The 26,368-nt window shown below is 38.6% G+C and carries 25 protein-coding genes; 15 read left to right on the forward strand and 10 right to left on the reverse strand.

Going from position 1 to position 26,368, the window contains the following annotated elements; genetic code table 11:
• Positions 1-24: 24 nt before the first annotated feature.
• Complete coding sequence (locus tag PQO01_RS02470; RefSeq protein ID WP_274312458.1) at positions 25-1,710, reverse strand: sulfatase-like hydrolase/transferase; 1,686 nt, start codon at positions 1,708-1,710, stop codon at positions 25-27.
• A gap of 208 nt (positions 1,711-1,918) precedes the next feature.
• Here PQO01_RS02470 and PQO01_RS02475 point away from each other — a divergent pair, with 208 nt between their 5' ends.
• Positions 1,919-3,454: a transposase gene (locus tag PQO01_RS02475; protein WP_274312459.1), complete on the forward strand. Its 1,536-nt coding sequence runs from the start codon at positions 1,919-1,921 to the stop codon at positions 3,452-3,454.
• Positions 3,455-3,861: 407 nt separating this feature from the next.
• The gene (locus tag PQO01_RS02480) at positions 3,862-4,692 is read left to right on the forward strand and encodes a transporter family protein (RefSeq protein ID WP_274312460.1); all 831 of its coding nucleotides are present in this window, start codon (positions 3,862-3,864) and stop codon (positions 4,690-4,692) included.
• A 22-nt stretch (positions 4,693-4,714) separates the two neighbouring features.
• Here PQO01_RS02480 and PQO01_RS02485 read toward each other — a convergent pair whose 3' ends face one another.
• From PQO01_RS02485 to PQO01_RS02510, 7 genes are all read right to left on the reverse strand, one after another.
• Entirely contained in the window at positions 4,715-5,932 is a 1,218-nt protein-coding gene (locus PQO01_RS02485; protein ID WP_274312461.1) for an OmpP1/FadL family transporter, read from the reverse strand.
• 127 nt (positions 5,933-6,059) lie between these two features.
• Complete coding sequence (locus tag PQO01_RS02490) at positions 6,060-6,449, reverse strand: DUF4345 domain-containing protein (RefSeq protein WP_274312462.1); 390 nt, start codon at positions 6,447-6,449, stop codon at positions 6,060-6,062.
• A gap of 1 nt (position 6,450) precedes the next feature.
• Complete coding sequence (locus PQO01_RS02495; RefSeq protein WP_274312463.1) at positions 6,451-7,521, reverse strand: Rossmann-fold NAD(P)-binding domain-containing protein; 1,071 nt, start codon at positions 7,519-7,521, stop codon at positions 6,451-6,453.
• A complete protein-coding gene (locus PQO01_RS02500) occupies positions 7,518-7,820 on the reverse strand; it encodes a hypothetical protein (protein ID WP_274312464.1) in 303 nt (100 codons plus the stop codon). The genes PQO01_RS02495 and PQO01_RS02500 overlap by 4 nt, the downstream gene beginning before the upstream one ends.
• Before the next feature lie 253 nt (positions 7,821-8,073).
• On the reverse strand, positions 8,074-9,591 hold the full coding sequence (locus PQO01_RS02505; RefSeq protein ID WP_274312465.1) for an arylsulfatase: 1,518 nt from the start codon (positions 9,589-9,591) through the stop codon (positions 8,074-8,076).
• Positions 9,592-9,778: 187 nt separating this feature from the next.
• Positions 9,779-10,027, reverse strand: coding sequence for a helix-turn-helix domain-containing protein (locus PQO01_RS21580; protein WP_420792895.1), 249 nt, complete (start codon positions 10,025-10,027; stop codon positions 9,779-9,781).
• Positions 10,011-10,655, reverse strand: coding sequence for a hypothetical protein (locus PQO01_RS02510; RefSeq protein ID WP_274312466.1), 645 nt, complete (start codon positions 10,653-10,655; stop codon positions 10,011-10,013). The genes PQO01_RS21580 and PQO01_RS02510 overlap by 17 nt, the downstream gene beginning before the upstream one ends.
• 137 nt (positions 10,656-10,792) lie before the next feature.
• Here PQO01_RS02510 and PQO01_RS02515 point away from each other — a divergent pair, with 137 nt between their 5' ends.
• From PQO01_RS02515 to PQO01_RS02550, 8 genes are all read left to right on the forward strand, one after another.
• Positions 10,793-11,569: a hypothetical protein gene (locus tag PQO01_RS02515; RefSeq protein WP_274312467.1), complete on the forward strand. Its 777-nt coding sequence runs from the start codon at positions 10,793-10,795 to the stop codon at positions 11,567-11,569.
• A gap of 18 nt (positions 11,570-11,587) precedes the next feature.
• Entirely contained in the window at positions 11,588-11,848 is a 261-nt protein-coding gene (locus tag PQO01_RS02520; RefSeq protein ID WP_274312468.1) for a hypothetical protein, read from the forward strand.
• A 96-nt stretch (positions 11,849-11,944) separates the two neighbouring features.
• Positions 11,945-12,361, forward strand: a complete 417-nt coding sequence (locus PQO01_RS02525; RefSeq protein WP_274312469.1) for a hypothetical protein — start codon at positions 11,945-11,947, stop codon at positions 12,359-12,361.
• 123 nt (positions 12,362-12,484) lie between these two features.
• Positions 12,485-13,210, forward strand: a complete 726-nt coding sequence (locus tag PQO01_RS02530; RefSeq protein ID WP_274312470.1) for a DUF3313 domain-containing protein — start codon at positions 12,485-12,487, stop codon at positions 13,208-13,210.
• Positions 13,211-13,473: 263 nt separating this feature from the next.
• The gene (locus PQO01_RS02535; RefSeq protein ID WP_274312471.1) at positions 13,474-14,484 is read left to right on the forward strand and encodes a homocysteine S-methyltransferase family protein; all 1,011 of its coding nucleotides are present in this window, start codon (positions 13,474-13,476) and stop codon (positions 14,482-14,484) included.
• A 32-nt stretch (positions 14,485-14,516) separates the two neighbouring features.
• Positions 14,517-17,186, forward strand: a complete 2,670-nt coding sequence (gene metH, locus PQO01_RS02540) for a methionine synthase (protein WP_420792908.1) — start codon at positions 14,517-14,519, stop codon at positions 17,184-17,186.
• Positions 17,187-17,327: 141 nt separating this feature from the next.
• On the forward strand, positions 17,328-17,984 hold the full coding sequence (locus PQO01_RS02545; RefSeq protein WP_274312473.1) for a DUF2490 domain-containing protein: 657 nt from the start codon (positions 17,328-17,330) through the stop codon (positions 17,982-17,984).
• A 44-nt stretch (positions 17,985-18,028) separates the two neighbouring features.
• A complete protein-coding gene (locus PQO01_RS02550; RefSeq protein WP_274312474.1) occupies positions 18,029-18,400 on the forward strand; it encodes a tetratricopeptide repeat protein in 372 nt (123 codons plus the stop codon).
• Positions 18,401-18,422: 22 nt separating this feature from the next.
• Here PQO01_RS02550 and PQO01_RS02555 read toward each other — a convergent pair whose 3' ends face one another.
• Positions 18,423-18,719 carry a B-box zinc finger protein gene (locus PQO01_RS02555; RefSeq protein ID WP_274312475.1) on the reverse strand — a complete coding sequence of 99 codons (297 nt, stop codon included), beginning with the start codon at positions 18,717-18,719 and terminating at the stop codon, positions 18,423-18,425.
• A gap of 140 nt (positions 18,720-18,859) precedes the next feature.
• Positions 18,860-19,915 (reverse strand): glycosyltransferase family 9 protein, encoded by a 1,056-nt coding sequence (locus PQO01_RS02560; RefSeq protein ID WP_274312476.1) that lies wholly within the window; start codon positions 19,913-19,915, stop codon positions 18,860-18,862.
• Positions 19,916-20,507: 592 nt separating this feature from the next.
• On the opposite strand from PQO01_RS02560, the gene PQO01_RS02565 reads away from it, so the two are divergent.
• The 5 genes from PQO01_RS02565 (at position 20,508) to PQO01_RS02585 (ending at position 26,280) form a co-directional block, all read left to right on the forward strand.
• Positions 20,508-21,767 carry an IS110 family transposase gene (locus tag PQO01_RS02565; RefSeq protein ID WP_274312477.1) on the forward strand — a complete coding sequence of 420 codons (1,260 nt, stop codon included), beginning with the start codon at positions 20,508-20,510 and terminating at the stop codon, positions 21,765-21,767.
• A gap of 401 nt (positions 21,768-22,168) precedes the next feature.
• Complete coding sequence (locus PQO01_RS02570; RefSeq protein WP_274312478.1) at positions 22,169-23,056, forward strand: bifunctional 5,10-methylenetetrahydrofolate dehydrogenase/5,10-methenyltetrahydrofolate cyclohydrolase; 888 nt, start codon at positions 22,169-22,171, stop codon at positions 23,054-23,056.
• Positions 23,049-24,290: a polynucleotide adenylyltransferase PcnB gene (gene pcnB, locus PQO01_RS02575; RefSeq protein ID WP_274312479.1), complete on the forward strand. Its 1,242-nt coding sequence runs from the start codon at positions 23,049-23,051 to the stop codon at positions 24,288-24,290. Before PQO01_RS02570 ends, pcnB begins: the two co-directional genes overlap by 8 nt.
• On the forward strand, positions 24,287-25,300 hold the full coding sequence (locus tag PQO01_RS02580) for a D-alanyl-D-alanine carboxypeptidase family protein (RefSeq protein WP_274312480.1): 1,014 nt from the start codon (positions 24,287-24,289) through the stop codon (positions 25,298-25,300). Before pcnB ends, PQO01_RS02580 begins: the two co-directional genes overlap by 4 nt.
• A complete protein-coding gene (locus PQO01_RS02585) occupies positions 25,297-26,280 on the forward strand; it encodes a hypothetical protein (RefSeq protein ID WP_274312481.1) in 984 nt (327 codons plus the stop codon). Before PQO01_RS02580 ends, PQO01_RS02585 begins: the two co-directional genes overlap by 4 nt.
• Positions 26,281-26,368: the final 88 nt, after the last annotated feature.

The raw sequence follows: 26,368 nt of genomic DNA on the forward strand, positions 1-26,368 counted from the left end.
CATCACTCCTAGTTTGATTTAAAATTATTTCTTAGCTTTTGGTGGCATTTTTGGCTGCCAAGAAGCAAATGTCGCAGCAGTCTCTTTACTCTCGGGACGTAAGTTCGCAATACCTGAATAAGGAACACCTTTGCCGAGTGGTCTATGGGGGTACTGCATTATTTTAATCATGTGACGTTTTGCCATATCCTGGAAACTAGCTCCTGACCATAATGGAATGCCCACATGTGGGTTTTCTTCTCTTGGATCACGCAAGACATTGTAAGTATTTGCGGCTGCACCAGGAACGCCTGGAGGTGGCAAATGCATTTTAAATTCTTGCTTAACGATTGAACGTAAAACTTCATTTTCGTAAATGTAAACGTAATCGCGACGGCCGTGGTGATTACCATTTAAAAGCAAAGCTGTTTGGTCAACACCATCAATAACGCGGTCACGGGGAATGTACTTTTTGGCATTTGCGACTCTCGCAAAAGTTGTGTACAAGTCGGAAACATGAACGATGTCACCAGCCTCACTCCCCGCTTTGATTCCTGCAGGCCAACGAACAAAAGCATCCACACGCACACCGCCTTCGAGGTGATCGGTTTTTCCGCCGCGATAAATCAATTGACTCAAGCCAGACATGGTTGATGAGTAATGACGCATAATACCATTATCTGCCATGAAGACAATCATGGTGTTATCAGCAATACCTAAATCATCAACTTTCTTAGTAATTTCGCCAAACCACACATCAATTTGCTGAAGCTTCTCAGCCATGGTTCCACCATTGCGAGATTTTGCTTGGCCATCGTGAGTGAAGTTTAAAGGCCATAGGGGCCAGTATTGAAAAAAGAAAGGTTTATCTTTTTTAGCGAGGGAATCGATCTGTTCAAGTGCTTGACGCTGGTAACGGTGATTCATTTTGATGTAGTGAGCCTGAGTCCATTGCTCACCAGCTTTGAGGTCAACTTCATAAGCCTGTCCACCACGTTTAGCTTCTACGCCAGTAACTAAACCGCTAGGACGAAACTTTTTGTCGAGTTCATATTCATTGGATTGTGTACTGCGATCGTAACCAAATAAGTTATTTGCACGTGCCGAATCTGGGCTCATCAAAGCTAATTGAACTTGTTGGTGTAAAGGGAAAGCCGCGTAATCAAAGCCTTGATTATGTGGATAGGCTTCTTCAATATCTCCCATGTGCCATTTACCCACGTGAGACGTATTATAACCCGCCGACTTTAGAACTTCGGCAATCGTGACTTCAGAGGTTCCTAAGCCTTCGCCTACTAGCGCTACTTTCACTTCCTTGAGGCCTGAACGAACTGGATGACGTCCCGTCATGAAAGCTGTTCGGGTTGGTGTGCATGAAGGTTCTGTATACATGCGGTGAAGGGTCATGCCCTGCTTGGCGAATTTATTAATGTTGGGAGTATCGATACCCGTCACAAAATTCATTGCACGGTTGCCCATCAGGCCATAGCTCACATCATCGATGAGCACATAAATAATATTGGGACTCTTACCCTTATTCGATTTCCGAATTTGATCCAGTTTATTGTCAAGTTGGATATCTTCTTTATCCCATTTTTCGCCGTATTGCATACGTAGAAAATCGTACTCACCATCGTAAACCAAGGCATCTTCTGCACTCAAGCTATTAGCACAAGCTAAGGCTCCTAAGCCCAGTACTAAATGTTTGAATTTTTTATAAGTTTTTTTCATGTCTTTATCTAAGTCCTATCTTCATTTTTCACTGCTTGTTAATTTTTTTAATTAATGAACAAATTAACCTAAAAAAAGCAGTTCATGGCTCGCAGGATCTATAACTCCTTGAATAATATGCCAATAGAACATTCAATAAAATCACCTTTTAGGTGAATGAAAAAATGCGATATTTGTCTGACAAAAATTAATCTCAAAAGGAGTTTAAATGACAAATATCGCACCCCAGTTAAATTCAATTGAAACGAGCGAAATTCAAGTGCTCGAAGAAGTAAAAGTGAGTGCCATGTGTGGAATCACCAAAGTTGAATGGGATAATGAAAAGCCAGTGACACCTGTAGGACAATTAGTCTTTTTTTCACAATATCTTAAGTGTAGTGAACTCTTTCGAAATTGGGTGACCAGCGCTCCGCTATCTTACACAAGTAATAATGCTCCCGCACCTAAAGATATTTTAGGAACAGTGCTGTTATCCGTGCTTCTTGGACATAAGCGATATTGTAATGTTGAACAAATTTTTGGAGATGAAGTGAGTGCAAAAGTTTTGGGAATCAATAAGATATGCAGCGATGATTCGACAAGACGTGGGATCAAAAGGCTGGATGAAACTGATGCACTTGAATGGTTAAATAATTGCTTGAAGCATAGTTGGGAACCCATGTTAGAGAGGGCTTGGATACTCGATATAGACAGTACGGTAAAACCAGTTTTTGGTAAACAAGAAGGGAGTGCAGTTGGTTATAATCCGAGTCGTCCAGGTCGACCAAGTTTTAGTTTTCATAGCTATTTTATTGCCAATACTCGAATAACTCTAGGCGTGGAAGTACACCCAGGGAATGAACATGCTGGTAGCCATGCTCTACCAGGGTTGTTTCAATTTATCGATCAACTCTCAATTGATCAACGGCCCAATTTCATTCGAGGAGATGTTTCCTATGGTAGTGAGTCCATGATACTTCAATGTGAAGCGAGGCAGCAGCCATATCTTTTCAAGATCAAAAAAAGCCCGAAAGTGAAAAGCCTTATCAAGTCCCTTGAAAGTTCAAATCCTGAATGGAAGAATGCAGGTCAAGGCTGGCAAGGTCATGTAACAGAACTGCAGCTAAGTGGCTGGAGTTGTAAGAGAAAGGTTTTGATTTTACGCCGACAACATAAAGAAAAACTTCCTACAGAAGTAAAAAAACTCACAAAAAATACTACGCAAGACCAAGTGCTATTTCCTGAGATGTTTAACAAAAATCTGCCTAAATGGGAGTATGCACCTCTCGTAACAGATCTAGAAGATTCAGTTATGGCCATTGCGCAACACTATCGAGACCGCGGCGATTGTGAAAACAATTATGACGAATTCAAAAACCAATGGGGCTGGGGAGGTTTTACCAGTAAAGATCTTAGTAGCACAAAAATAATGGCTTCCATTGTTGCTCTAGTTTCCAATTGGTGGAACATATATTCAAGGTTGATTATACCTCAAAAGCATGCCGAAGCTATCACTAGTCGACCTCTACTCTTAGATGCTGTCGGGGTTATGATTCGTGGCAAAAGGGAACGACGAATAAGGTTATCAACTAATAATAAGGCCGCTAAAAAAATCGCCTTAGCGACTCAAAATCTAGTTCATTTCTTAAACCGTGTAACTGCGGAGCAGTTCGAACCCCTAGAGCGCTTGAAAGCAATAATCAGGCAGGCTTTTATCACTTTTGAAATAGCTGAGTCGCTATCACCTCCAAGATTATTAGAATAAAGACTTCGACCTTCTAAAATCTCATTATACAGACACTATTTTGACAACCTTATCTTCATTCTGATTGAGGTTGAGGCGACCCTCTGCTCAAGTTCAACTGCTTTTTTTAGGATTAAATATTGATCCCCTGTGGGGCATAACAAAAAATTATGCTGTTCAATTTGCGCAATTCATGCCTTTTTTAAGCAGAATTTAATTTATTTAACGTAAATCATGAAAGTCCCTACTACTAAAGTGAAATTCTACTTCACTTTGGTAAAATGATGGGTGCAACAAGTTCACTCAACTTAATTGACACTTTGAACTAGAGTACTTAACTTATGAGTAGATTTCTTTTTTAACCCTAAGGTGCATGGAGTAAAGTAACTATCAAAAAATTATTATATATCTTACTCTTTTGTTCCCTTGTGATAGAAGCTCAAGAGGAAGAAAAAAACGATAGTTTTCTAGAAGGTATTTATAGAGATCTCAATATTTTTGACCGCTTAGAAGATGAATCGCGCCCGCAAATGATTAATCCGCGCGAAGCTGAGAACCCCTTCACTCATCTGGTCAATTTCCCCATTCAGTTTAATACACATCGAAATACGGGACAAAAAAATGAAATGATGAACGTGCTCAATATCAAGCCCCAAATTCCGTTCATTTTAAACGACGATTGGTATGTACTAACTAAGACAGATATTCCCATCACAACTCGTGGGACAGAAAATCGTGATCATGGTTTGGGAGATATCGTATTTACAACTTGGTTTTCCCCCATAAATGATAAGCATTGGGCTTGGGGAGCAGGCCCCTCCATCATTTTCCCCACAGCAACGGATACTAGCCTAGGATCTGATAAATGGTCAGCAGGCCCCTCCTTCGCATTTGGTTATATCGATGATACTTGGTTTGTAGGGAGTTCTTTTACTAACTTTTGGTCACTAGGCGGAGAAGGCGATAGAGAGGTTAATTTTACAAATATTCAGCCAGTTATCAGCTATAAACTCAACCCAAAATACTACCTAGTGAGTTCTCCCCTCATCACTTCTAACTGGCGCTTAGATGGAGAAACCTGGACGGTCCCATTAGGTGGTGGCCTTGGCCGGATGTTTAAATTTGATCGTCATGTTGTCAGCCTACAATTTCAAAGCTTCTATAATGTCATTCATCCCGACCACGAGGCCGAATGGAGCACTCGCTTCCAACTCCAGTACTTCTTCCCCAAAAAGCGTAAAGCCTTCTTCGAAAAGTAATTTAGTGATGTTAATTAATTTCCTAAAGTTTATAATTGACTGAAACAGTGTAGAAATTTATGTAGTTATCGTAATCGCCGCTGAGAGTATTTCCGCTATTAATACCATTTGTTTGGCTAATATTAGGAGAGCCTAGATCAACGTGCTCAAAAGCAAAACCTATGGTCATTTTTTCTGAATATTTATATTCCGTACCTATACCATAACGATGTATATTTCCCGTTGGTAAATCTGCCGTACGGTTGGAGGTATCCATCATTGCAGAGTCATAATGGTAACCACACATGAGCAACCAATCTGAATTTAAATTATATTCAAAGGCAATACCTGCTCCCCAAGTATCATCGAGCTCTTTATCAACACCAAGCCTATTACCGTTAATATCTGTGGGCATTTCACCAAAATCCGACCATTCCTGCCAATTAGCAGAACCTAAAATCGCTAAATCTTCATTTAATTGATGTCTCACACCAAATAAAACTTGTTGAGGCGTGTTAATTTCCACATCGACTTGAGGAGAAAAACTTGGTACAAAATTACTCGCTTTAATAGTATCATCAAAATCATGTTCAATTTTTGAACGATATGTCAAACCAAAACGTGTTTTATCGTCAGGTTCATACATGAGTGAGACTATGCTACCCACCGCTAAGTCTTCATCTTCAACTTCCAAAGTGCCATCTCCTGGCCCCAAAGTATTAACTTTCATTTCAATATCCACAGTCGCGTAATCAAAAACTATACCAAAACCCACGGACCATTTATCATTTATTTTAAAGGCTAAACTGGGAGTTAAATTTATACTCTGCAAAGAAATTTCCTGTATTTGATACCGTCCAGCCCAGCCCGTAGGGTAATCCAAACCCAAACCAAAATGGCTATTGAGAGTCAGACCAAATTTCACATCTTCATTAAGGCTGTGAACATAGCCCATAAATGGCACCCCAAACTGTCCCCCTGCATTGCTTGTATCAGATCCACCAGGAACTGAATTACCATCATCTTTAAACTCAAATCCTGCATCCATGAGACTTAGACCACCCGTGATATGATCTCCTTCTAAATTAGTCATTGCCGCCAAGTTCAGTGCAGATGTTGACGCATCTCGGTCATGAGTTTGATTAGCTACACCTGCTGAACCGACACTAGATGCCGTCGAAAACTCCGATAAATCCAATCCGCCAGCAAATGCTGTACTGGCACTTAAAAACAAAGTTGTTGCAATAAATTTTTTTAACACGTTTTTTCTCCTATTTGCAAATATCGCTAAAGTTAATGTGCCAAGAGGACTTAGACAATTTATTTGGGCTTTGTTTTAGAACTTATTTGTAAGCTTATTGAATCTCATCATAGATTAGTCTCTTGATTTACTCTTCTTCCTTATCCAAAGCTTTTAAAACCTGTAAACCAACTAGCCCAAAACCAATTTCTAGAATCATGTAAAGGGATAAAAGCCAATGGGGTATTCCATCCACAAGGATGCTGAGTAAGCGACCTGCAGCTAAACCAAACATAAAAACAATTAAACTATAAACTGCTGGGCGCGTGAATTTTTTATTTTTAACTCCCATAAACCAAAAGCATACCAATGCCAAGTATAAGCCCATTACAGCTCGAAAAATATGTACTCCATTTGGGGCCTCCACTTCTAAACCAAACATCATTTTCATCGTTTTAGCTGGCATTAAACCATAACCTAGTGCTATGGGAACTAAACCAACACAGGCTATCATTAAAAAGATCTTTGCAAATTTCATTTTATTTCTCCTTATTATTTTCTCTACTTTTTTGGTTAAAAAACTGTTTACATAATTTTATGTTTTCACTGTGATACACTTTAATTAATAAGCTTGAAATAAGGATGAACGCAATGCTTAAAGCATGACCCCAGCTTAGCTCATTATATAATGACAAGAAATTTATAAATAAAACACTATCCACGGCAATAGTTGCTAACAAATAAACATAGCTTTTCTCTAAGCTCTTAATAAGCATAACTTCATTTTTAGATAAGCTTATTCTATTATAATTTATAATGAAAACTTGCATTGCGAGACTTGTTAAAAGGGCGTATACAACTTGCTCTAACTTACCCATCGAAATCATTTGTGATATGATTACTAAAATAATGCACATAATGATAAGCAATTTGAGAATCAAGGAATTTTCATCCAAAAACCTCTTAGGTGGCATACCGTATTTGGCAATTTCTTGTGATTCTATCATTTCGATTTTATTTTTTTGATTAACTCTCTTTGCCATACAACGTGCAACAGAACTAACTTCCACGGGCTGCTGTTTTTTAAGAGCTGGGAATATCGCTGCAAGGGTTTTTAATACTACATAACCCAATTCTTCTGCTATTCTAAAATCTTGTCTATGGGCCCCACATAGTAAGGTGGGACGATAAATAGTTAAACGGTCAATGTCAATTTGCTTGACGGCTTCCTCAAGTTCTCCCTTAACTTTCATATAATTCATTTTTGCATGTGGATCTGCCCCCATCGAACTTTGCAGATGAACTTCAGGAATACTTTTGTTATTTGCCCACTGACAAATTTTAAAAATTAAATCAAAGTCAACTTTGCGAAAAGCTTCTACTGAACCAGCTTGCTTAACGGTTGTTCCAATACAGATGAAGGCTGCATCACAAGCTAAATCAAATGATTCCATGACTTCATTAAAGTCTATAACTTTTAATTTACTATGAGTCCAATCTAAGGGTCTACGACTTGGACAGTAAACTTCTGTCCAAAAGTCATCTTCGCACAATACTTGGGCAAGTTCTCGTCCTGTTGCACCGGTTACTCCAAAAAGTATGGCTCTCATTTTTCTTTGACCTTGATATCGTTGGAATGTTTTTCTTGAAACTCTTCGGCTTTCTCTAAGTATGAATCTATGTTTAAATATTTATCCAAATTAAATACAAGTGTAGCTAAATAAAAAACACTACACCACAAGAGTGTGAAGAAGGATAAATTCATAAATGTTCTTTTGAAATTTCCTCCTAATTTTTTTGCTAAAATTGCATAAGTAGGAATACCTATAAAAATGGGTGCTAACAATGCCGCATTACGCTCACCAAAACGAGTCCATAGTTCCTCAAATTTCATCATTTTTTTTGACATTGGCTTCTTTTTTGTGTTTAAAGAAAAAAACCATGATCCGGCATACCACACTTTGAGCCCCACTAAAATTGCCGGAACAAAGTTATATATCAACATTTCCAAAAATGAAAACCCCAAGACCGCTGCAATTATGGGGCCTGTGTATGTTTTCCATGTACTAAGTAGACACATTAATAAACTAAATAATATGTAGTTTTCTGTGTTAATTGGAACTCAAAAAAAAATGCCATCATTTCTGATGGCATAGCTTTATTTAATTTTTACTTTCAACTCGAATTGTATCATAACTCAAGCCTGCGGGATTATTACTCGCGCCTTTCTGTAGAGGGTATTTCCCAAGTGTCATTTGGAATTTCTTAATATGAGTGGCCGCTGGTGCTATTAACCACATATTATCCGCCATCCAGCGTACGTACATCCCCGCTTCTTTTGGGGCTGTTTCAAAAGGATCTGCATATAAGTTAATTATTTCAGGTAATGCAGAAACTGATCGAGTCGCAGTGAATTGATCGCCATCTTCTTTGGCAAAATTAAGTTTCCATTCTTTCCAGCGAATGGCGTTTAGTTGACCTGAAGATGAGAAGTAGAAGAAAGCTTCTCTAGGGGGTGTTTTAGTTTTTCCTGTTAAAAAGGGGAGAAAGTTAAAACCGTCAGGATGAATTCTCCAGGTTTTTCCATTGGCTTTATAACCACCCTTTAGCTTTTCAACAATTTTATCTTCACCTGCTGCTGCCAATAGAGTCGGCATCCAATCTTCATGAGACATCATTTTATTGATGCGAGTTCTCGCTTTAATTTTTCCAGGCCATCTAATTAAACATGGTCCCCTAAAGCCACCTTCATTTGTCGTTCCTTTTTCACCATTAAAGGGATTCGTTCCACCGTCAGGCCAAGCGACTTTTTGAGCTCCATTATCAGTGGAATAAATAACAATAGTATTATCCGCAATGTCCAAATCATCGAGTTTATCTAAAAATTTACCTATATGTAAATCGTGCTCAAACATCCCATCTGGATATATCCCTACACCTGTAGCTCCGATATATTTTTTTTGCTGACGAGTCCACACGTGCATTCTGGTTGAGTTATACCATATAAAAAACGGCTTCTTAGCTTTGTGTGCGCGATCAATAAAATCTAAAGAAGCATTTAGCAGGTCTTCATCCACTGTCTCCATTCTCTTACGAGTTAGTGGACCCGTATCTTCTACCTTGCCATCTGAATTAGATTTAATAACTCCCCTAGGTCCAAATTTTTTATGAAACTCTTTATCTTTTGGGTAATAATATGTCTCAGGTTCTTCTTCCGCATTTAAATGATATAGATTACCAAAGAACTCATCAAAACCATGATTAGTTGGTAAATGTTTGTCTTGATCTCCTAAGTGATTTTTACCAAACTGTGCCGTCACATAACCTTGTTCTTTGAGTAAATCGGCAATTGTGGGTGTCCAAGAAGGAATTCCATGTAAAGAGCCAGGTAAACCGATAGAAAGTAAGCCTGTACGAAAAGGTGATTGACCTAATATAAATGATGCACGACCGGCAGTACACGATTGCTGAGTGTAATAATGTGTGAACATAGCCCCTTCTTCAGCTATTCGGTCTATATTGGGTGTTTCATAGCCCATTATTCCATTTGAATAAGCACTTATATTCGTTTCTCCTACGTCATCACCCCACATGACCAATATATTTGGTTTTTCCTGTGCTGATATAACGGTAGTCAATAGACCACCACAAAGCAGTTTTAAACTAGATGAAAGCTTCATAAAATCCCTTTATTTTTGTTTGACTCAGATAAGGTATTACATCAGCATTAGAGAAACAAACGAAAAATAGTTCACAACTGATTTTTCTTGGATTTTTCTTGGATTTTTATTAAGTTAAACTCAAATCTAGCTTAGAATACTGTAATTATTTTTAGTAGTGACCTCTAATAATTATAGGTGAATTCTGTTAACGACTCTTAAGTGTTTGGCTCATGCTTTCGCCAAAATAGCGTTTATAAAATTGGCCAAAATGGGAGATGTGTAAATTTTCAAATTTTACTAAAACACTAGATATTTGCCTGTCTTTTAAATTTAAAATATCATGTCTTATTTTCATTAACTTCATTTTCTTAAAATAGGCTGCGGGAGAATTTCCAAAATATTTTCTAAAGCTATTTTCAAAACTTCTACGACTAACTTTAAACTTTTGACACATATCTGTAACTGCGAGGTCTAAATATATATTTTCTTTGAGATAGGGGAATACTTCTTTTACAAAAAAAACTTTTCATTAAAGCTGGTGACTCAGAGTTTCCTGAAATACTGTGAACTTGAAAAAATGTATCCATAAATTTTTTTAAAGCTTGGTCGACGCAAGTCGAGGGATCACTTAAAACCGAGTGCACCGTTTCTGACCAAAATTTTAAATCGTATTGATGATACAAGAATACTTTATCTTTTAGCAGAAGTTCATAAGCTTCATTTTTTTTTGCCATCATCGCAAAAGTTTCTACTTTAAAAACAAAATGTAATTCATCAAATTTTCGTGGAAAACAAACACTGGTTGAGGCCGTGGGTGTTATTAAAAACATTTTTGACGCCTCAGTCCCATTTAACCTATACTTATCACCATTTGTATTTAAAGGAATGCATAATTGATAGTCTTGGCTATTCAAATTTGCGACGGCATCTATCTCGTTAACCGTGTAATAAATATTTCCCAGCTTTCCCCCACGAAAATTCAAAAATGTGTTCCATTGAAGGTTCTTACCTGGAATTAAATCGAGCTGTAATAAGGATTGATTTTCTAATAAACTATCGACATCTGTAAGTGATATTTTCATCCAATGAATATGAATCAGCTGTGGGCTATTTAAAGTTTATAAGCATAAAATTGCGCAAATTGGATAATGTAAAAACGTTTGTATTAGCTCACAGTCTACTGTAGCTTTTGTGCTAACAATAAACTGAGGCGTGTATTTTGAAAAAATTAATAAGTCTATTTTCTTTATTGAGCCTATTGAATCTTCAAGCTAATGAAGAGGATCTAAAACTGGCAAAAGAGTCCCAAAACCCCATAGGTAACCTGATAAGTGTTCCTTTTGAGCTTAACGCTACACCTGATAATGGTACGGAAGATGGTGATATTTATACCCTCAATGTCAAGCCCGTATATCCCGTCGCCTTAGACGAAGACCTCACACTCATAAATCGCTTAACCATACCCTTCTCCTATCAAGAAAGCCTGTTCCCAGGGCAAGGATCCGACCAAGGCTTAGGAAATATTACCTATCAAGGTTTTTTTGCTCCCAAAACTGAAAGTGGCCTTCTTTGGGGTATAGGTCCTGCTTTTTTGTTCCCTACTTATAGCAATGATCGCTTTGGCGACGATGCTTGGGCAGCAGGTGCGGCTGCAGTTGTTTTGGCTCGACCTGGAAACTGGTTAGTCGGTGGCCTCGTTCAGCACCTGCAAGATTTCGCTGGTGATGATACTTTCAGTCAATCTCTCTTTCAGTACTTTATCAATTATAACTTTGAAGATTTCTACCTCACTTCGACTCCAACTATGATTTATGATTGGAATGCCGATAGTGATAATGCCGCAACCATTCCTGTGGGTGGTGGTATCGGCAAATTATTCCGCTTTGGAAAAATGCCAGTAGATATTAGATTTCAAACTTTCTGGAATGCCGAACGCCCTGAATATACGGGTGAATTCACTGCGCAATTACAAGTTAAATTCCTCTTCCCTAAATAACATAAGGCCTTTTTAGCTATGAAACTAAGATACTTAATCCCCCTCAGTTTTATGTTGACTTCACCTTTAATCGCCGAAGAGTATGACTCTGTAGAAAAAGCCCCCAAAGGCAAACATAAAATTGGCGTCTATGGCTGGGTTCCAAAGGTTGACGCCGACTCGACAGTCGACGGTGGTACCGCTCCTATTGATTTAAGTGCCAAAGATGTTCTCGATAATTTATCTGGTGCTTTTTCTGGTCGTTATGAATACCTTCGCCACGACAAGATCGGATATTAAGGTGATTTTCAATGGGTTAACATAGAGAAAAATGATGCTGATGTTGGCTCACTTGGACTCGACGTCGATATTGAACAAATAACAGCCGACCTTGGTATGTTCTATCGCCTCAATTTACGCAATGGAGCTTTTTTCGACACGATGCTTGGTATTCGTTATGTTGACCTCAAACAAAAAATTGACGTCACACCTCCTGGTCCCATCCCTACACAAAATTTAGGTGGGAGTGAAGACTGGGTCGAACCCGTAATTGGTGCTCGTATAGGTCTTCCGATGACCGAGACATTAACTTTTATTATGCGTGGCGACTACGGTGGCTTTGGTGTTGGCTCAGCAGCTGATAAAAATTACAATGTAATCGTTGCAACTGAATGGGCTTTCGATGAACAGTGGTCTACTATTCTAGGTTGGAAGTATAATTACCTTGACTACTCGAGGGGAAGTGGAGCAGACGAATTTGGCTTTGATGGTAGCTTCTCTGGTGTCATCGCCGCTTTAACTTATAGTTTTTAATTTAGTTATAGTTTTGTAACTGCATATTTTATCTCAAAAAAATAGCTTAGCCCTTGATAAAAATTTTAATAATTTCTATTGGTCATACATAGTATGTCAAAATAAAACTAGGAAAAACCAACAATGAAACAAATACTTACACTTTTAATCACTTCACTCTTATTCTTTTCTTGTAGTCAGACCGATCAATTTAAAATTGATGAAGACACCAAAAGATCTGGTTTTCTAGGATCTTATGATCAACTGACTCCAGGAGATGAAGATGAGGAAGAAATAAACTCACGCTACATCGCAAAAAATATTGATTGGAAAAAATATAAAAAAGTTAAAATCAATCCAATTGAAGTTTGGGCAGGAAAAGAATCTGAAATCAAAGAGATGGACAAAGAAGAACTTAAAAGCCTCCTTTCCTACATTCATGCAGAAATGCGCAAAGAACTTGTGAAAAGTTTTCAGTTAACTGAACAAGCAGGACCTGATGTTCTCGAAATTAGCGTCGCTATGACAGATGGGGACTCCTCTAATGTAGCTTTAGACACTGTATCCACTATTTTACCTATCGGTCTCGCTATTTCTTTTGTGAAAAAATTTGCGACTGGCACGCACATGCAAGTGGGTGAAGCTCACATGGAATTTGAAGTTAAGGACTCTCTTAGTCGTGAACGTTTAGCTGCAGGTATAGATGCACGTGCAGGTACAAAAGCACTCAAGGGAAAATTTGACAAATGGAATGACGTCAAAGAAGCTTTTGAATTCTGGTCTTATAAAATGAGATACGAGCTCGTTGAGCGCGGTGCAGGTAAAGCTACAGAAGAAGATCTTGAAGAAATGGAAGATAACAAAGAATAGGCCTTCAACACTCTGAATTTTAAAAGCCCTTCTCCATGAAGGGCTTTTTTTATGTCAAAAAGTAAAATATACTCAGATTTACCTAAGAGCTTCCTCGACATTTTATTTAGATATTAAGTCTATTTTTATTTTACTAGCTAAAGCTTTTTCCAATGCTATTTTCGGCTCAAATAAAATAACAGTATATGCTGAAACAATTTATATTATATTGACATATTCGAATGTATGCATATACTTCGGCAAAAATAAAGGATAAGTCTATAATGACTAGTAATCAAAAAATCAGATCCATTTTAAAAGATCGCATTATGGTCCTGGATGGTGCTATGGGCTCTATGCTTCAGGGTTACAAATTAAAAGAAGATGACTTTCGTGGAGAAAGGTTTAAAGATCACCATCTCCCACTTCAAGGTAACAACGACCTACTCTCAATCACACGTCCAGACGTCGTTCAAGAAATTCATGAAGCCTATTATGAAGCGGGCGCAGACTTCGCTACAACTAACTCTTTCTCAGGGACAACCATAGCACAAGCCGATTATGAACTGGAAAGTGCCGTCTATGAAATCAATTTTCAATCTGCACAATGTGCTCGTAAAGCCGCTGATAAATATACTGAACTAACCCCAGATCAACCACGTTTTGTCGTTGGCGGTATGGGACCAACTAACCGCACGGCATCAATTTCTCCTGATGTCAACGATCCGGGTATGAGACTTGTCACTTTTGACGACCTTAGAATTGCTTATTATGATCAGGCTAAAGGACTTCTCGATGGTGGTGCAGATGTACTAATGGTTGAAACTGTCTTCGATACCCTTAACTGCAAAGCGGCTATCATGGCTATCAAAGAGTTGGAGGAAGACATTAAAACAGACATTCCAATCATGGTTTCTGGGACGATTACCGATGCTTCAGGTCGCACCTTAACAGGTCAAACTGTTGAAGCATTTCATGCTTCGGTAAGACATGGTGATTTGCTCTCCGTAGGTTTAAACTGTGCTCTGGGTGCAAATGAAATGTACCCCTATATTAATCGTTTATCGAAGATTAGTAGTTTTGCTATCTCCGCACACCCCAATGCTGGCCTTCCTAACGAGTTTGGTCAATACGATGAAACGGCAGCAGTTATGGCACCTCAAGTAGAGGAGTTTATTAAAAATGGTCATGTGAACATTATTGGCGGTTGCTGTGGAACAACACCCGATCACATTACAGCTTTTAAAAAACTTGCTGATCAATACAAACCACGCCAAGCTCAAAGCTTAGTTTAAGGAGATTTATTTTGGAAAAACAAGTCCCAGATATGATTCTTTCCGGTTTAGAGCCGCTCGTTGTCGACAAGAACACAGGTTTTGTAAATGTCGGTGAGAGAACAAACGTTACAGGTTCACGTAAATTTGCCCGCTTAATTCTCAATGAAGAATACGAAGAGGCGATAGCTGTAGCTCGCCAACAAGTCGAAGGTGGAGCCCAAATCATTGATATCAATATGGATGAAGGTATGCTCGATGGTGAAAAAGCCATGGTTCGTTACCTCAACCTCATAGCTGCTGAACCCGACATTGCCCGTGTACCCTTTATGATTGACTCCTCCAAGTGGGAAATTATTGAGGCAGGTCTTAAATGCGTTCAAGGTAAATCTATCGTGAACTCTATCTCTTTGAAGGAAGGTAAAGAACCTTTCGTTGAATACGCCAAAAAGATAAAAATGTATGGTGCTGCAGTCGTTGTTATGGCCTTTGATGAAAAGGGCCAAGCCGATACTTATGATCGTCGTATTGAGATCTGTAAGAAATCTTACGATATCCTCGTCAATGAAATTGGCTTCCCCTGTGAGGACATTGTTTTTGACCCCAATATTTTCCCTGTTGGTACAGGTATAGATGAGCACAACAACTATGCTGTGGATTTTTTCGCTGCCACAAAATGGATTAAAGAAAACCTCCCTGGAGCTAAAGTTTCTGGTGGTCTTTCAAATGTAAGTTTCTCCTTCCGCGGTAATAATATTGTTCGTGAAGCCATGCACTCAGCTTTCCTTTATCACGGTATTCAAAATGGCCTTGATATGGCTATTGTGAACCCAGCTATGCTCGAAATTTACGACGATATTCCAAAAGACCTCCTCGAGTATGTAGAAGATGTTCTACTCAATCGTAGATCAGATGCAACTGAACGCCTTCTCGACTTCGCAGAAGGACTTAAAGGCAAAGACGGTAAAGTCAAAAAAGTTGCCACACTTGAGTGGCGTAAAGAAGATCTCCAAAGTCGAGTTACTCACGCATTGGTAAAAGGTATAACTGAATTTATTGAAGATGATGTAGAAGAAGCACGACAGGCAGTAAATAAACCTATTGAAGTTATTGAAGGCTACCTCATGAATGGCATGAATGTGGTTGGTGATCTTTTCGGTAGCGGAAAAATGTTCCTTCCACAAGTTGTGAAATCCGCTCGTGTTATGAAAAAAGCTGTAGCTTACCTGCTGCCCTACATTGAAGAAGAGAAAGCTGCTTCTGGTGATGTGTCCACTAATAATGGCACCATTATTATGGCGACCGTAAAAGGCGACGTTCACGATATTGGTAAAAATATTGTAGGTGTTGTTCTCTCCTGCAATAACTTCGAAATTATTGACATCGGCGTTATGGTCCCACCTGAAAAAATTCTTGATGCAGCAGAAAAACACAATGCCGACATCATCGGCCTCTCCGGTCTCATTACTCCATCATTAGACGAAATGGTGACACTTGCATCGATGATGCAGGAACGCAAAATGACTATCCCTCTGCTCATTGGCGGTGCTACTACTTCCCGTGTTCACACTGCAGTTAAAATTGATCCAGAGTACGACGGAACAGTTGTTCACGTTGTTGATGCATCTAAATCCGTTCCCGTAGCATCAAGCCTTCTTTCCGACGATTTACATGACGACTTTATTGCTGATATTAAAGTCAACTACGATAAGGTACGCGAAAATCACGCTAATAAGCACAATACCAAAGCTATTATGCCCCTGGAAACAGCTCGTGCAGGAGCCATACAAGTTGACTGGTCCGACTTCAAAGTTGAAAAACCAAGCTTCACTGGTGTGAAAGTTTTCGAAGATATAGAACTTAGCGAACTCCGCAAATACATCGATTGGTCACCATTTTTCAAGACATGGGATCTCCATGGTCGTTACCCAAAAATTCTCGAAGACGAAGTTGTGGGTGAAGAAGCTAAAAAATTATTTGCCGATGCCAACAAGATGCTCGACGAAATTATCGCCGAAGGCTGGCTCACGGCAAAAGCTGTTGTTGGTTTCTTCCCCGCTAATAAAAAGGGAACGGACGACACTGAACTCTATACCAGTGGTAGCCGTAGCGAAGTTCTCGAAACTCTTTGCCACATCCGTCAGCAAACAGAAAGACTCAAAGCTGAATCACCTTTCATGAGCCTAGCTGATTTCATCGCGCCAAAAGGTCATAAAGATTACATGGGTGCATTCTGTGTGACTGCAGGTATTGGCTGTGAGGAAAAAGCCAAAGAATTCGAAAAAGATCACGATGATTACAATTCGATAATGGTCAAAGCCCTCGCAGACCGTTTTGCTGAAGCCTACGCAGAGATGATGCACGAAAAAGTTCGTAAAGAACTTTGGGGCTACGATAGCTCTGAAAGCTTGAGTAATCAGGAGCTCATTCGCGAAAAGTACCGTGGTATTCGACCTGCCCCAGGCTACCCTGCCTGCCCAGAACATACTGAAAAAGCCAAACTCTTTAGACTACTTAATGTTACTGATAACATAGGTGTAGAGCTTACAGATTCTTTCGCCATGTTCCCTGCTGCATCTGTCAGTGGTTGGTACTTTGGTCATCCAGAATCTCGCTATTTTGCCGTAGGTAAAATTGGTGAAGATCAGGTTGCGGATTACGCAGAACGCAAAGGTATGGAACTCAAAGATGCTCAACGCTGGTTGAATCCATTACGGGGTTAAAAACAACTTTAATCTATTTAAGCCGAGTTTTACTCGGCTTTTTAACTATTAGATAATAATTCAAGTATAAGCAGTTTAGGGTTTATACTTACTTAGTAAGTAGATTATTGTATTTTTGAACACCATTTTCACGGATGAAAAATGAAAAAAATAAGTTTAATAATCATAATTTTTACAAGCTTTATCACAAAAGCGGAGGAGCTCGGCTATTTAAACTGGACCACCTTTTCTACTAAAGTGGACGATGTGAAACTGAGTTTATTTTTTGATAACCGCTTCCGCGATGGCGTGGATAAACATTATTTTCGCTTTGCTTCACTAAAAGTGGCTTACCCTATTCACGATAACTTTGATATCGGCTTTAATTACAGTCGATACGATTCAAAAGCTATTGATGGTGACTGGAAATATGGTCGTCGGTATGAGTTTGAACTCAACCCGCATTACACCTTTAAAAATGACTGGAAACTCAGCCTTAGGAATCGTTTAGAGTTACGTCGAATTGAAGATAAAGGTAGCGACAACACAAGATCCCGCCATCGACCAAGAGTTGACATCCCCATAGAAACTAGATGGAAAGCTTTCAAAGGTATCTTTATGAGCAATGAATTTTACATTGATTATAATGATTCAACGCGCTGGGTACAGAGTGATTTTCAACCTTTTGGACTTAATTTTCTCTTAGCAAATAATATATCTTTCTCTGTTTTTTACATGGATCAATATCAACGTTCCAGTGGAACTTCTAGCTGGGACTCTAATGCACTCATAGGCACTTCTTTAACAATAATCTTTTAAAAATGCACGAATTCCAAGAAAAAATCAAAACATCCAAGCAACAAATGAGCTCTCTAAAAGGCTTCCTTGTTGCGCTAATTATTTTTGTACTCCTTGTTGCAGGAGCCAACCCAATAAGCTCTTGGTTAGCTGAAAGTGGCTTTCATAAGAAGAATGTTAAACAAGTGTATTTTGCGGCGGGGGTTAAACGCAATTTGCTGAGTTACGAAAGCGCACAGGAGCTCTACAAACGCATCATTAAAGAATTTCCTGAGCAAAGCGAGGCCGCTTTTTATCAAATTGCTTTTTGTTTAGATCGACAAGGACATAAACAAGAAGCTAGAGAGGCTTATTCCAAATACCTCAATGATTATCCTTCGGGCCAATACTCAGAGAAAGCACAAAAAAACCTCAAAGAACTAATGTCTTTGAGGTAAATCTTAAGATTAATGATTCTGTTTAGGATTTATTAACCATCTTCATAATTTGATCTTTATATTGCCAACCGAAATAAATGATCGCCCCTATAATGGCCAACTTTATAACAAGCTTAATGAAGCCACCTTTTTCCTGCCCACGATAGACTTCCATATTAGCATTCGTTCTGGCATGTCCTTCGGCACAGCTAGTCGAACAAAAATGACTTCCTTCTAATGTAACAGTGCATTCATCACAAACAGGTTTACGACAACTTAAGCATAAAAAGGCAGCAGCCCTATCGGTGTGATTTAAACAAACTTTATCTGCAACTGACATGTGAACTCCTCGTTTGGTTTAAATATATGATAAAACGATAAATTCCTTGAAGCAAGATTTTTGTTAAAAACATTTTCTTAATAAAATAAATTTTGAAAATTTATTACAATGAAAAGAATAATTTTACTCCAAAATATGAATTAACCTAAAAGTTCTTTTGCTGCTTGGCTTATTTGATTTTCTAAATTGTTCATGCAGATCCATTCGTCGCAATGACGTTGGTAGCAGGCTAAACATTTAGCTTCTTGGGAACGAATCACTCGAGCATGATTTCCCCAAGGACCGACGCGAGTCGGCTGAGTGGGACCAAAAATAACGCATACGGGACGATCTAAGGCACTGGCAATATGGCCCACAGCTCCCTCACTCGCAATTGTGAGGTCGGCTAAACGTATGAGTTCTTGAAGTTCTTGAATATTCGTACAACCAGCTAAATTCCAAATACTCTTAGCAAATTCTGGTTCGAGTTTAAAGTCAATTATTTCACGATTAATGACATCTTTTTTATCAGGTGTACCAATAAAAATGAATTGCGCTTTTGGGAAATCTTCTTTTATCATTTGCGCTGATCGCAAATAGTTTTTTACTGGGTAATCCTTTGTCTCCCAAGAAGTGTAAGGACTCATGAGAATGACTGGCTGATTCTTATCTTCTAAGGCCTCATTTAATTTTTGTGGCAACTTTATTTTTAAAATTTCTTCACCACCCTCTTTCAAATAAATCTTTGGAAAGAACTTTTCTGCATCAATTCCCGCTAAATTGAGAGTTCCCTTGAGCTCGGCAATCGCATGATCATTTTTATCGGCGTTTTTGAAACCTTTGAGAAAGGGCTTTTTTCCTTTGACAAACTTCTCTTTGGCGCGACAAAAGTAGAGGAAAAATATACTGCGTTCAATTCCCTGTAAGTCGATAGCTAAATCATATTTCTCTTTGCGAACTTCGCGAAGAGAAGTCAAAAATTGTGCCATCACTGAGAAAATATAGAAAAAGGATTTTTTCATTTTCTGAGAAACGAGAACTTTGTCAAAAATAATCAACTTATCAATATGGGGATTGTGTTCCACTGCCAACTTACATGATTTATCTACCATGAAGTGAATTTCTGCTTCGGGATATTGAGCTCGAGTGGCTTCAACTGCGAGACTCGAATGAATCACATCTCCCAGAGAAGTTTGTTTTATTAAAAGGATTTTCATAAGGCACTATACAAAGCAAATTCTGTAGTTCAATTAGGTGTTGCCACAGGAAGTGTTGCCATACGGGATGCTGACACATAGGAGGTAGATATGGTTTAAGTAATTTAGGATAACAAATAATGAAGGTTTTTCACAAACGAGGGAGCACTGCCCCTCGAGCACCCCGTAAGGACTTGCCAGCCCTTAACCCGGCGGTTCGGTTTTTGCCACAAGGGACAGAGAGTGCATAGAACAAAAAAGTTGAAATAGACTCATCCACAGATGGACTCAGATTAACACAAAAGAAACTGCCAACTAATTTCTAAGCACTTTTTAAAATGCAGGAAGGATTCCTGCGCTCCTATAGTAGTCCAAGTAATTAAATAGATAAATATAATGAGGGGGTCTGGGGGAGAAATTTTAGAATTAAAAAAGGAACATATAAATTTAATTATTCTCGGTACGAATTGGCGCTCCTGTCTTTGAAAGACTTTCTGGGCACTTCGACCGGGAATGATTATCAGCAAGACGAATACTCAGAAAGCTTCCACCACGAATGCTATAGGAATTTCGCACGCTGACTTTTAAATCTATATATTCCTAAGGAGTAAAAATGTATTATACAAGAACTAAAAAGCCATCTGAATACTCAGTTATTATTGCGATTGACTGGGCTGATCAAAAGCATGATCTACGAATCCTTCGGGATTGTGAAGAAGAATGTAAAGTTATCAGTAGTGATTTACTTACGCTCAAAAAATTCTTTAATGAACTCATACTTGAATCTGTTAATGATCCCATCGCGGTTGTCATCGAAAGCTGCCAATCTGCACTGATGAATTTATTGATATCCATTAGTGAATTTGATGTCTATACAGTTCACCCGACCACTTCTTCGAAGTTTGCTAAAACATTCCATCTTAGTGGCGCGAAAAGTGACCGAGCAGATACCAAATCATTACTTGAACTATACTTAAAACACCCTGATAAAGTTAAAAGAGTAGACGAATCTTTTTCAAAAGGAAAACTGAAGCGACTGAATATAAAAAGGCGTGATTTAGTAAATGATAGAACTCGTTTAACTAATCAACTCACTGCATTGTTGAAGATCTATTATCCAAATGCACTCAAAGTCGTGGGGAATCATTTATATGCAGACATGTTTCTAGATTTTTTGGATAAATATCCAAGCCCGCAGGATATCATTAATGCTCATCAAATCGGCATTACTAAATTCTTTAACAAACGCAGTACAAGCCATACAAAAACAAAAGTGAGGGTTCAAATATTACGCGCTTCTGTTATTGTTGTTAATGATGAAGATGAGGTGGATTACTACATATTTGAGATACAACAATTCTGCCACAGAATCCGGAGTTTAAATAAGGTTATTAAAGCTTATGACGAAAAAATTGAGCAAGCTTATAGGGAAAATGAAGATCATGAAATATTCCAATCATTTCCAGGAGCAGGTCCTAGTATCGGACCACGTCTTATGGCCTTCTTTGGAAACGATCGAGAAAAATTTCAGTCTGTAAATGAGGCTCTTAAAATCAGTGAAATAGCTCCTGTGACAATTCAGAGTGGGAAAATGAATATTGTCCGAAGACGTTTTTTATGCGACAGGTTCACTCAACTTAGTTTTGTTGAGTTTGCCAATAATTCCATAAGGTCATCAATATGGGCACATGAATTTTATTATCATAAGAAAGCTCTAAACATACCTCACTTCACAATACTTAGAGCTTTGGCGTACAAATGGATTCGTATCATGTACAGTTGTTGGAAAACGAGAACTCCATATAATGAAAAGACCTATCTAGAAGTATTGGAGCAGAGGCGACCAGCATGGTTTCAGAAATTCGTTAATTAATCTCGAATTCTAGTTGTAAGTGCACTCAGAAAAGCCCAGCTAAAACCATTACTTATTTTAGGTAAGTTTTCTTTCAGTTTTTAAAAATGCAGGAAGGATTCCTGCGCTCCCAGCAAAAAAACTCAGCGCCACTGCGGCTCGGCGTGATAAACCCTAATCTAAAAGATGATAATTTTTAAAAATCTGCAGGGCGTGGTCCTATCTGCAGTGAGCCTGCGAAGGATCTGCAAACGAAGCAGACTTACTACTTCCAAAATTCTACCTGCTATCCTCTTAAGATTTACTAATAGACAAAAAATGTTAGGGACTTTTTAATCTGAGCTTTGGGCACGTTTGCGGAGATCGCAAAGTCATGTAGATTAGGAGATTTTTGAAACCCCTTTTATATTGGAAAATTTTTTATGGAAGAAAAGTTGATTCGCGGCAAAATCATTGCCGACGAAATTATTAGCGAACTTCGCGAAGAAGTTAATTCACTCAAAGAAAAGAGTGGCAAGGTTCCCGGTTTAGCAGTTGTATTGATTGGCGAAGACCCCGCTTCTAAAGTTTATGTAAATTCAAAAGAGAAAATGGCCAATTCACTTGGCTATCACTCAGTTAAAATAGTTTTGCCCATCGATGCGACACAAGAAGCTGTTTTAGCTGTTGTCGACGAACTCAATAATGACCCTGCTATACATGGCATTTTAGTTCAATCCCCTCCTCCTCCTCAAATTGATGAAGAACAAATAATTCTCAATATCAATCCAAAGAAAGATGTCGATGGTTTTCACCCTTCAAATGTCGGTCTTGTTTTCACTGGTGCCAAAGATGGTTTCCCTCCCTGCACTCCTTGGGGTTGCTTAGAACTTCTGAAACGCAGCAAAGTTGAAACTAAAGGCAAGCACGCCGTTATTGTCGGTCGCTCCAATATTGTTGGAAAGCCCATGGCATCTTTAATGATCCAAAAAGGCGTTGACTCAACTGTTACTATTTGTCACTCAAGAACCGCTGATCTAGGCGCAGAAATTCGCCGTGCAGACATTGTCATTGCTGCAGTTGGTATTCCTGAATTCATTACTGGTGACATGGTCAGTGAAGGTACAGTTGTTATTGACGTAGGAATCAACCGCGTTGATGATGAAAGTCGCCCACGTGGCTACCGTCTATGTGGTGATGTTGATTTTGATTCAGTTGCACCAAAAGCGGCGCTCATTACTCCTGTTCCAGGCGGCGTCGGTCCTATGACTATTGCCATGTTAATGAGCAATACTCTACTTGCCTTTAAACGGATAGAGAATATTGGGTAAAACTGATTTTAACCCACGATTGGACCGCGGCGCGGTTCAAATCATCAGTCGATTGCGAGATGCAGGCCACGAAACTTATTTAGTGGGTGGTGCGGTTCGCGATTTACTTGTGGGTGAAAACCCCAAAGATTTTGATATCTCTACAAGCGCAACTCCCGAAGAAGTCAGCTCAGTTTTTGGTAAACGAAAAGCTAGAATTATTGGTCGCCGTTTTAAAATTGTTCACGTTTATGAACGTGGCACGCTTTACGAAGTCTCAACTTTTCGTCGAACTCCCAATGAGAAAGAACGTTCAGCACGTCCAAGTGATGATGGTGAAATTGTTTGGCGCGATAATGTTTGGGGAAGTCCAGAGGAAGACGCCAATCGTCGAGACTTTACTGTAAATGCACTCTTTTTAGACCCCACAAATAAAAATAATATCATCGATTATTGCGGTGGTGTTAGTGATATAGAAGACAAAAAAGTTCGCTCACTTGGCGACCCCATGATTCGTTTTACAGAAGATCCTGTAAGGATGCTACGGGCCGTTAAACTTAAAGCTCAATATGGTTTTGAATTTGAAGCTGATGTTGCGCAAGCGATTCGTGAGCTAGCTCCAAAAATTACTCAAGTTTCTCAAAGAAGACTTTACGAAGAAATTTTAAAAATCACTTATAAGCCCTACATGGCGAAAACTATGGATGCTTGTCATGAAGCAGGTCTTTTAGAACATATCATGCCCAATATTTCCGACATCCTTTCCAGTGAAGATAAAAATACTTACCTCAACATTCTCAATGAAAGAGATTTTTTGATTACTAAAGGCGGAACTTTATCACGTGCTTATTCACTACCTATTTTAGCTTATCGTTATATTGAAAAGCGTTTGAACCCTGGTTCTAAGTTTGGTGATCATTGGGAACACCGTGATGGTATTGATAAAGAATTGCGCCAAGCAGTTAACGACTTTATGAAACCTCATAACATGACGCGCATTATTGCTGCTCGAGTAAAAGATGTGATGATGATGCAAGGTCGTATTTTAGCCAATAAAAATATTAATAAGATACGTCGCCACCCTGAATTCTTTTACGCTGCCCTACTCTACCGCACCATGGCTCCCCATTTAGGCTGGCCTGAAGCTGACTTTTTACCTGAACCACGCTTGAGTTCACATCATAAAGCAGGCCAACGACCAAAAGCAAAAAAGCGTCGCAATCCAAGAAGTAATAGAAAACCACGCGAACAATGAGTAAAATTCCGAAGCCAATTTTAATAACTTTGCCGATTTTAATTTTGGCTATTGCTATTTATTTTTCGGGTCAATATTTACAAAAAAAAGCTAATACTCAGTTTTCTAAGACGGAAGTTAAAAAGATTGCTCCGCTAAAAAAACCAGCTCCCTTCAAAAAAGTTGAAGTCGAAAAATTTAAACGTTTTAACATTGCTGATAAACATAAGAATGAAAAATCAGCTTATCGTTTTCCTTCGACAAGAAATGTTCGAGCCGGATTAGTTTTCGAAATGAATGCAGGTAAGACCTTGTGGTCAACAAATGCTAATAAATCCGTACCTATTGCATCTCTAACCAAGTGTTTAACTGTTTTAACTGTTTTAGATCATATTAAAGAAAACCCTCAATATAGCTTATTGGATCAAGTTCTGATCTCTAAAAGCTCAATGAAAACCTCTTCGAGTTCTTTCTTGAGGAAATACCCAAAAGATACCATTAGTGTAGAAGAATTGCTCGTTTCAGCCATGGTGAAGAGTGCTAATGATTCCTGCCAATTAATTGCTGAGCATTTTGGCAAGGGAGATCCTAAAGTTTTTATTGCTATGATGAATAAAAAGGCGCAGCAATTGGGGATGACTCAAACAAAAATGTCTAATGCTCATGGGCTCCCTTTTGATCGTAGTAGACCTGACTTAGATAATCACTCATCCATGAGTGACTTACTTCATCTCATAAGAAAAAGTATAAACGATTATCCTATTATCTTAAAATGGACTTCAAAACGAGAAGTTTTATTGCCTAGTAGCTCACATAAAGCTGTAAAATTAGGTAATACTAATCCCTTGTTAGCTGTAAAAGGCGTCAATGGCTATAAAACGGGTTTCACCTTGAACGCAGGCTGGTGTCAAATTTTAACGACTCGCGCAAATGGAAAGTTTTACTTCCTTGTTATTACGGGTTGTCCCAATAAAAATACTCGAGACGTCACCATGCGAGCTTTAATGAACTGGGCAGTGAGAGTTCCATGAATTACCAAACTTTTCTCGATGACAAAGTTTCATCTTATATTCTCAATTCTCTAAAATCTAATATGTCAGGACAAGCCTGGTTGGTTTCTGGGGCCGATATCGATTATTTGAATCAGTTTGTCGAAGGCTGGATAGATGTAATGATCTGCTTAGATAGAGCTGAAGATGGAACTCCCTGCGGTGTATGCGAAGCCTGTAAAAGGCGCCAATTGGGTATTTATAACTGCAATACCCTAAAACCTCTTTCACTATCACGATCTATCCTTACTGATCACTTACGTCAATTCCTTGGAAAATTTGCTTTTAAGCCTCTTCCTTGGGAAATTAAGATAGGAATCATCTACGAAGCAGACTGTATGCTTGAACAAGCACAAAATGCTTTTCTAAAGACTTTGGAAGAACCTCCACCACAAACATGTTTTTTTCTAATTTCTAATAAAGCTGATTCACTTCTCGATACCATCCGATCGCGCTGCCGTATTTTAAACTTAAATCGCGAAAGCTTTTCTTACCTCAATAAACCTTGGTTTTCTGAATTAGAGCAAATTTTACAATCAGTTAAGCCTGGAAGTGGAATTAATAATGCCTGGATTGGGGGAAATCAATTAAACAATTTGATTGCTTCTCTTCGCACTCAAGCTGAATTAGAAGTCATGAATGATTTAGAAGGTGAAGAAGAAAACGAAGACGAAAAAGCTGGCGATAGAAAAAAGCGTTTAGAACTCGCCATAAAGACAAAAAGTTTAGAAGAAAGAGAATCTTTAATAAATGCTTTGGAACTTTGGTTCTGTGATTTATTAAAGTTGAGTCAAAAGCTAAGTTCTAGTCAATGTTTTCAAATACCTTGGGCTGCAGATATTTGCTGGGATAGAGCACTAAAATCTTTTGAAGATTTTCAAGATTTAAAGAGTCATTTAAAGTCACCAATGGGCCAAAATGAGGCTATTATTAATTTTATGTCAAGATTATGCAAAGCTTAATTTTTCGATTTGATCAATTTAAATCCATAAGTTTTCAATAGTCTTATCAACAAGTTATTAACAGGCTTCTTTTTACTAGCATAAAATA

The organism is Lentisphaera marina (genome assembly GCF_028745505.1).
Classification (GTDB): domain Bacteria; phylum Verrucomicrobiota; class Lentisphaeria; order Lentisphaerales; family Lentisphaeraceae; genus Lentisphaera; species Lentisphaera marina.

Excerpts from the sequence above, each read along its gene's own strand:
- PQO01_RS02470 (WP_274312458.1), bottom strand. The coding sequence starts at position 1,710 with ATGAAAAAAACTTATAAAAAATTCAAACATTTAGTACTGGGCTTAGGA.
- PQO01_RS02475 (WP_274312459.1), top strand. The coding sequence starts at position 1,919 with ATGACAAATATCGCACCCCAGTTAAATTCAATTGAAACGAGCGAAATT.
- PQO01_RS02490 (WP_274312462.1), bottom strand. The coding sequence starts at position 6,449 with ATGAAATTTGCAAAGATCTTTTTAATGATAGCCTGTGTTGGTTTAGTT.
- PQO01_RS02495 (WP_274312463.1), bottom strand. The coding sequence starts at position 7,521 with ATGAGAGCCATACTTTTTGGAGTAACCGGTGCAACAGGACGAGAACTT.
- PQO01_RS02500 (WP_274312464.1), bottom strand. The coding sequence starts at position 7,820 with ATGTCAAAAAAAATGATGAAATTTGAGGAACTATGGACTCGTTTTGGT.
- PQO01_RS02505 (WP_274312465.1), bottom strand. The coding sequence starts at position 9,591 with ATGAAGCTTTCATCTAGTTTAAAACTGCTTTGTGGTGGTCTATTGACT.
- PQO01_RS21580 (WP_420792895.1), bottom strand. The coding sequence starts at position 10,027 with ATGTGTCAAAAGTTTAAAGTTAGTCGTAGAAGTTTTGAAAATAGCTTT.
- PQO01_RS02510 (WP_274312466.1), bottom strand. The coding sequence starts at position 10,655 with ATGAAAATATCACTTACAGATGTCGATAGTTTATTAGAAAATCAATCC.
- PQO01_RS02520 (WP_274312468.1), top strand. The coding sequence starts at position 11,588 with ATGAAACTAAGATACTTAATCCCCCTCAGTTTTATGTTGACTTCACCT.
- PQO01_RS02525 (WP_274312469.1), top strand. The coding sequence starts at position 11,945 with ATGTTCTATCGCCTCAATTTACGCAATGGAGCTTTTTTCGACACGATG.
- PQO01_RS02530 (WP_274312470.1), top strand. The coding sequence starts at position 12,485 with ATGAAACAAATACTTACACTTTTAATCACTTCACTCTTATTCTTTTCT.
- PQO01_RS02535 (WP_274312471.1), top strand. The coding sequence starts at position 13,474 with ATGACTAGTAATCAAAAAATCAGATCCATTTTAAAAGATCGCATTATG.
- metH (WP_420792908.1), top strand. The coding sequence starts at position 14,517 with ATGATTCTTTCCGGTTTAGAGCCGCTCGTTGTCGACAAGAACACAGGT.
- PQO01_RS02545 (WP_274312473.1), top strand. The coding sequence starts at position 17,328 with ATGAAAAAAATAAGTTTAATAATCATAATTTTTACAAGCTTTATCACA.
- PQO01_RS02550 (WP_274312474.1), top strand. The coding sequence starts at position 18,029 with ATGAGCTCTCTAAAAGGCTTCCTTGTTGCGCTAATTATTTTTGTACTC.
- PQO01_RS02555 (WP_274312475.1), bottom strand. The coding sequence starts at position 18,719 with ATGTCAGTTGCAGATAAAGTTTGTTTAAATCACACCGATAGGGCTGCT.
- PQO01_RS02560 (WP_274312476.1), bottom strand. The coding sequence starts at position 19,915 with ATGAAAATCCTTTTAATAAAACAAACTTCTCTGGGAGATGTGATTCAT.
- PQO01_RS02565 (WP_274312477.1), top strand. The coding sequence starts at position 20,508 with ATGTATTATACAAGAACTAAAAAGCCATCTGAATACTCAGTTATTATT.
- PQO01_RS02570 (WP_274312478.1), top strand. The coding sequence starts at position 22,169 with ATGGAAGAAAAGTTGATTCGCGGCAAAATCATTGCCGACGAAATTATT.
- PQO01_RS02580 (WP_274312480.1), top strand. The coding sequence starts at position 24,287 with ATGAGTAAAATTCCGAAGCCAATTTTAATAACTTTGCCGATTTTAATT.
- PQO01_RS02585 (WP_274312481.1), top strand. The coding sequence starts at position 25,297 with ATGAATTACCAAACTTTTCTCGATGACAAAGTTTCATCTTATATTCTC.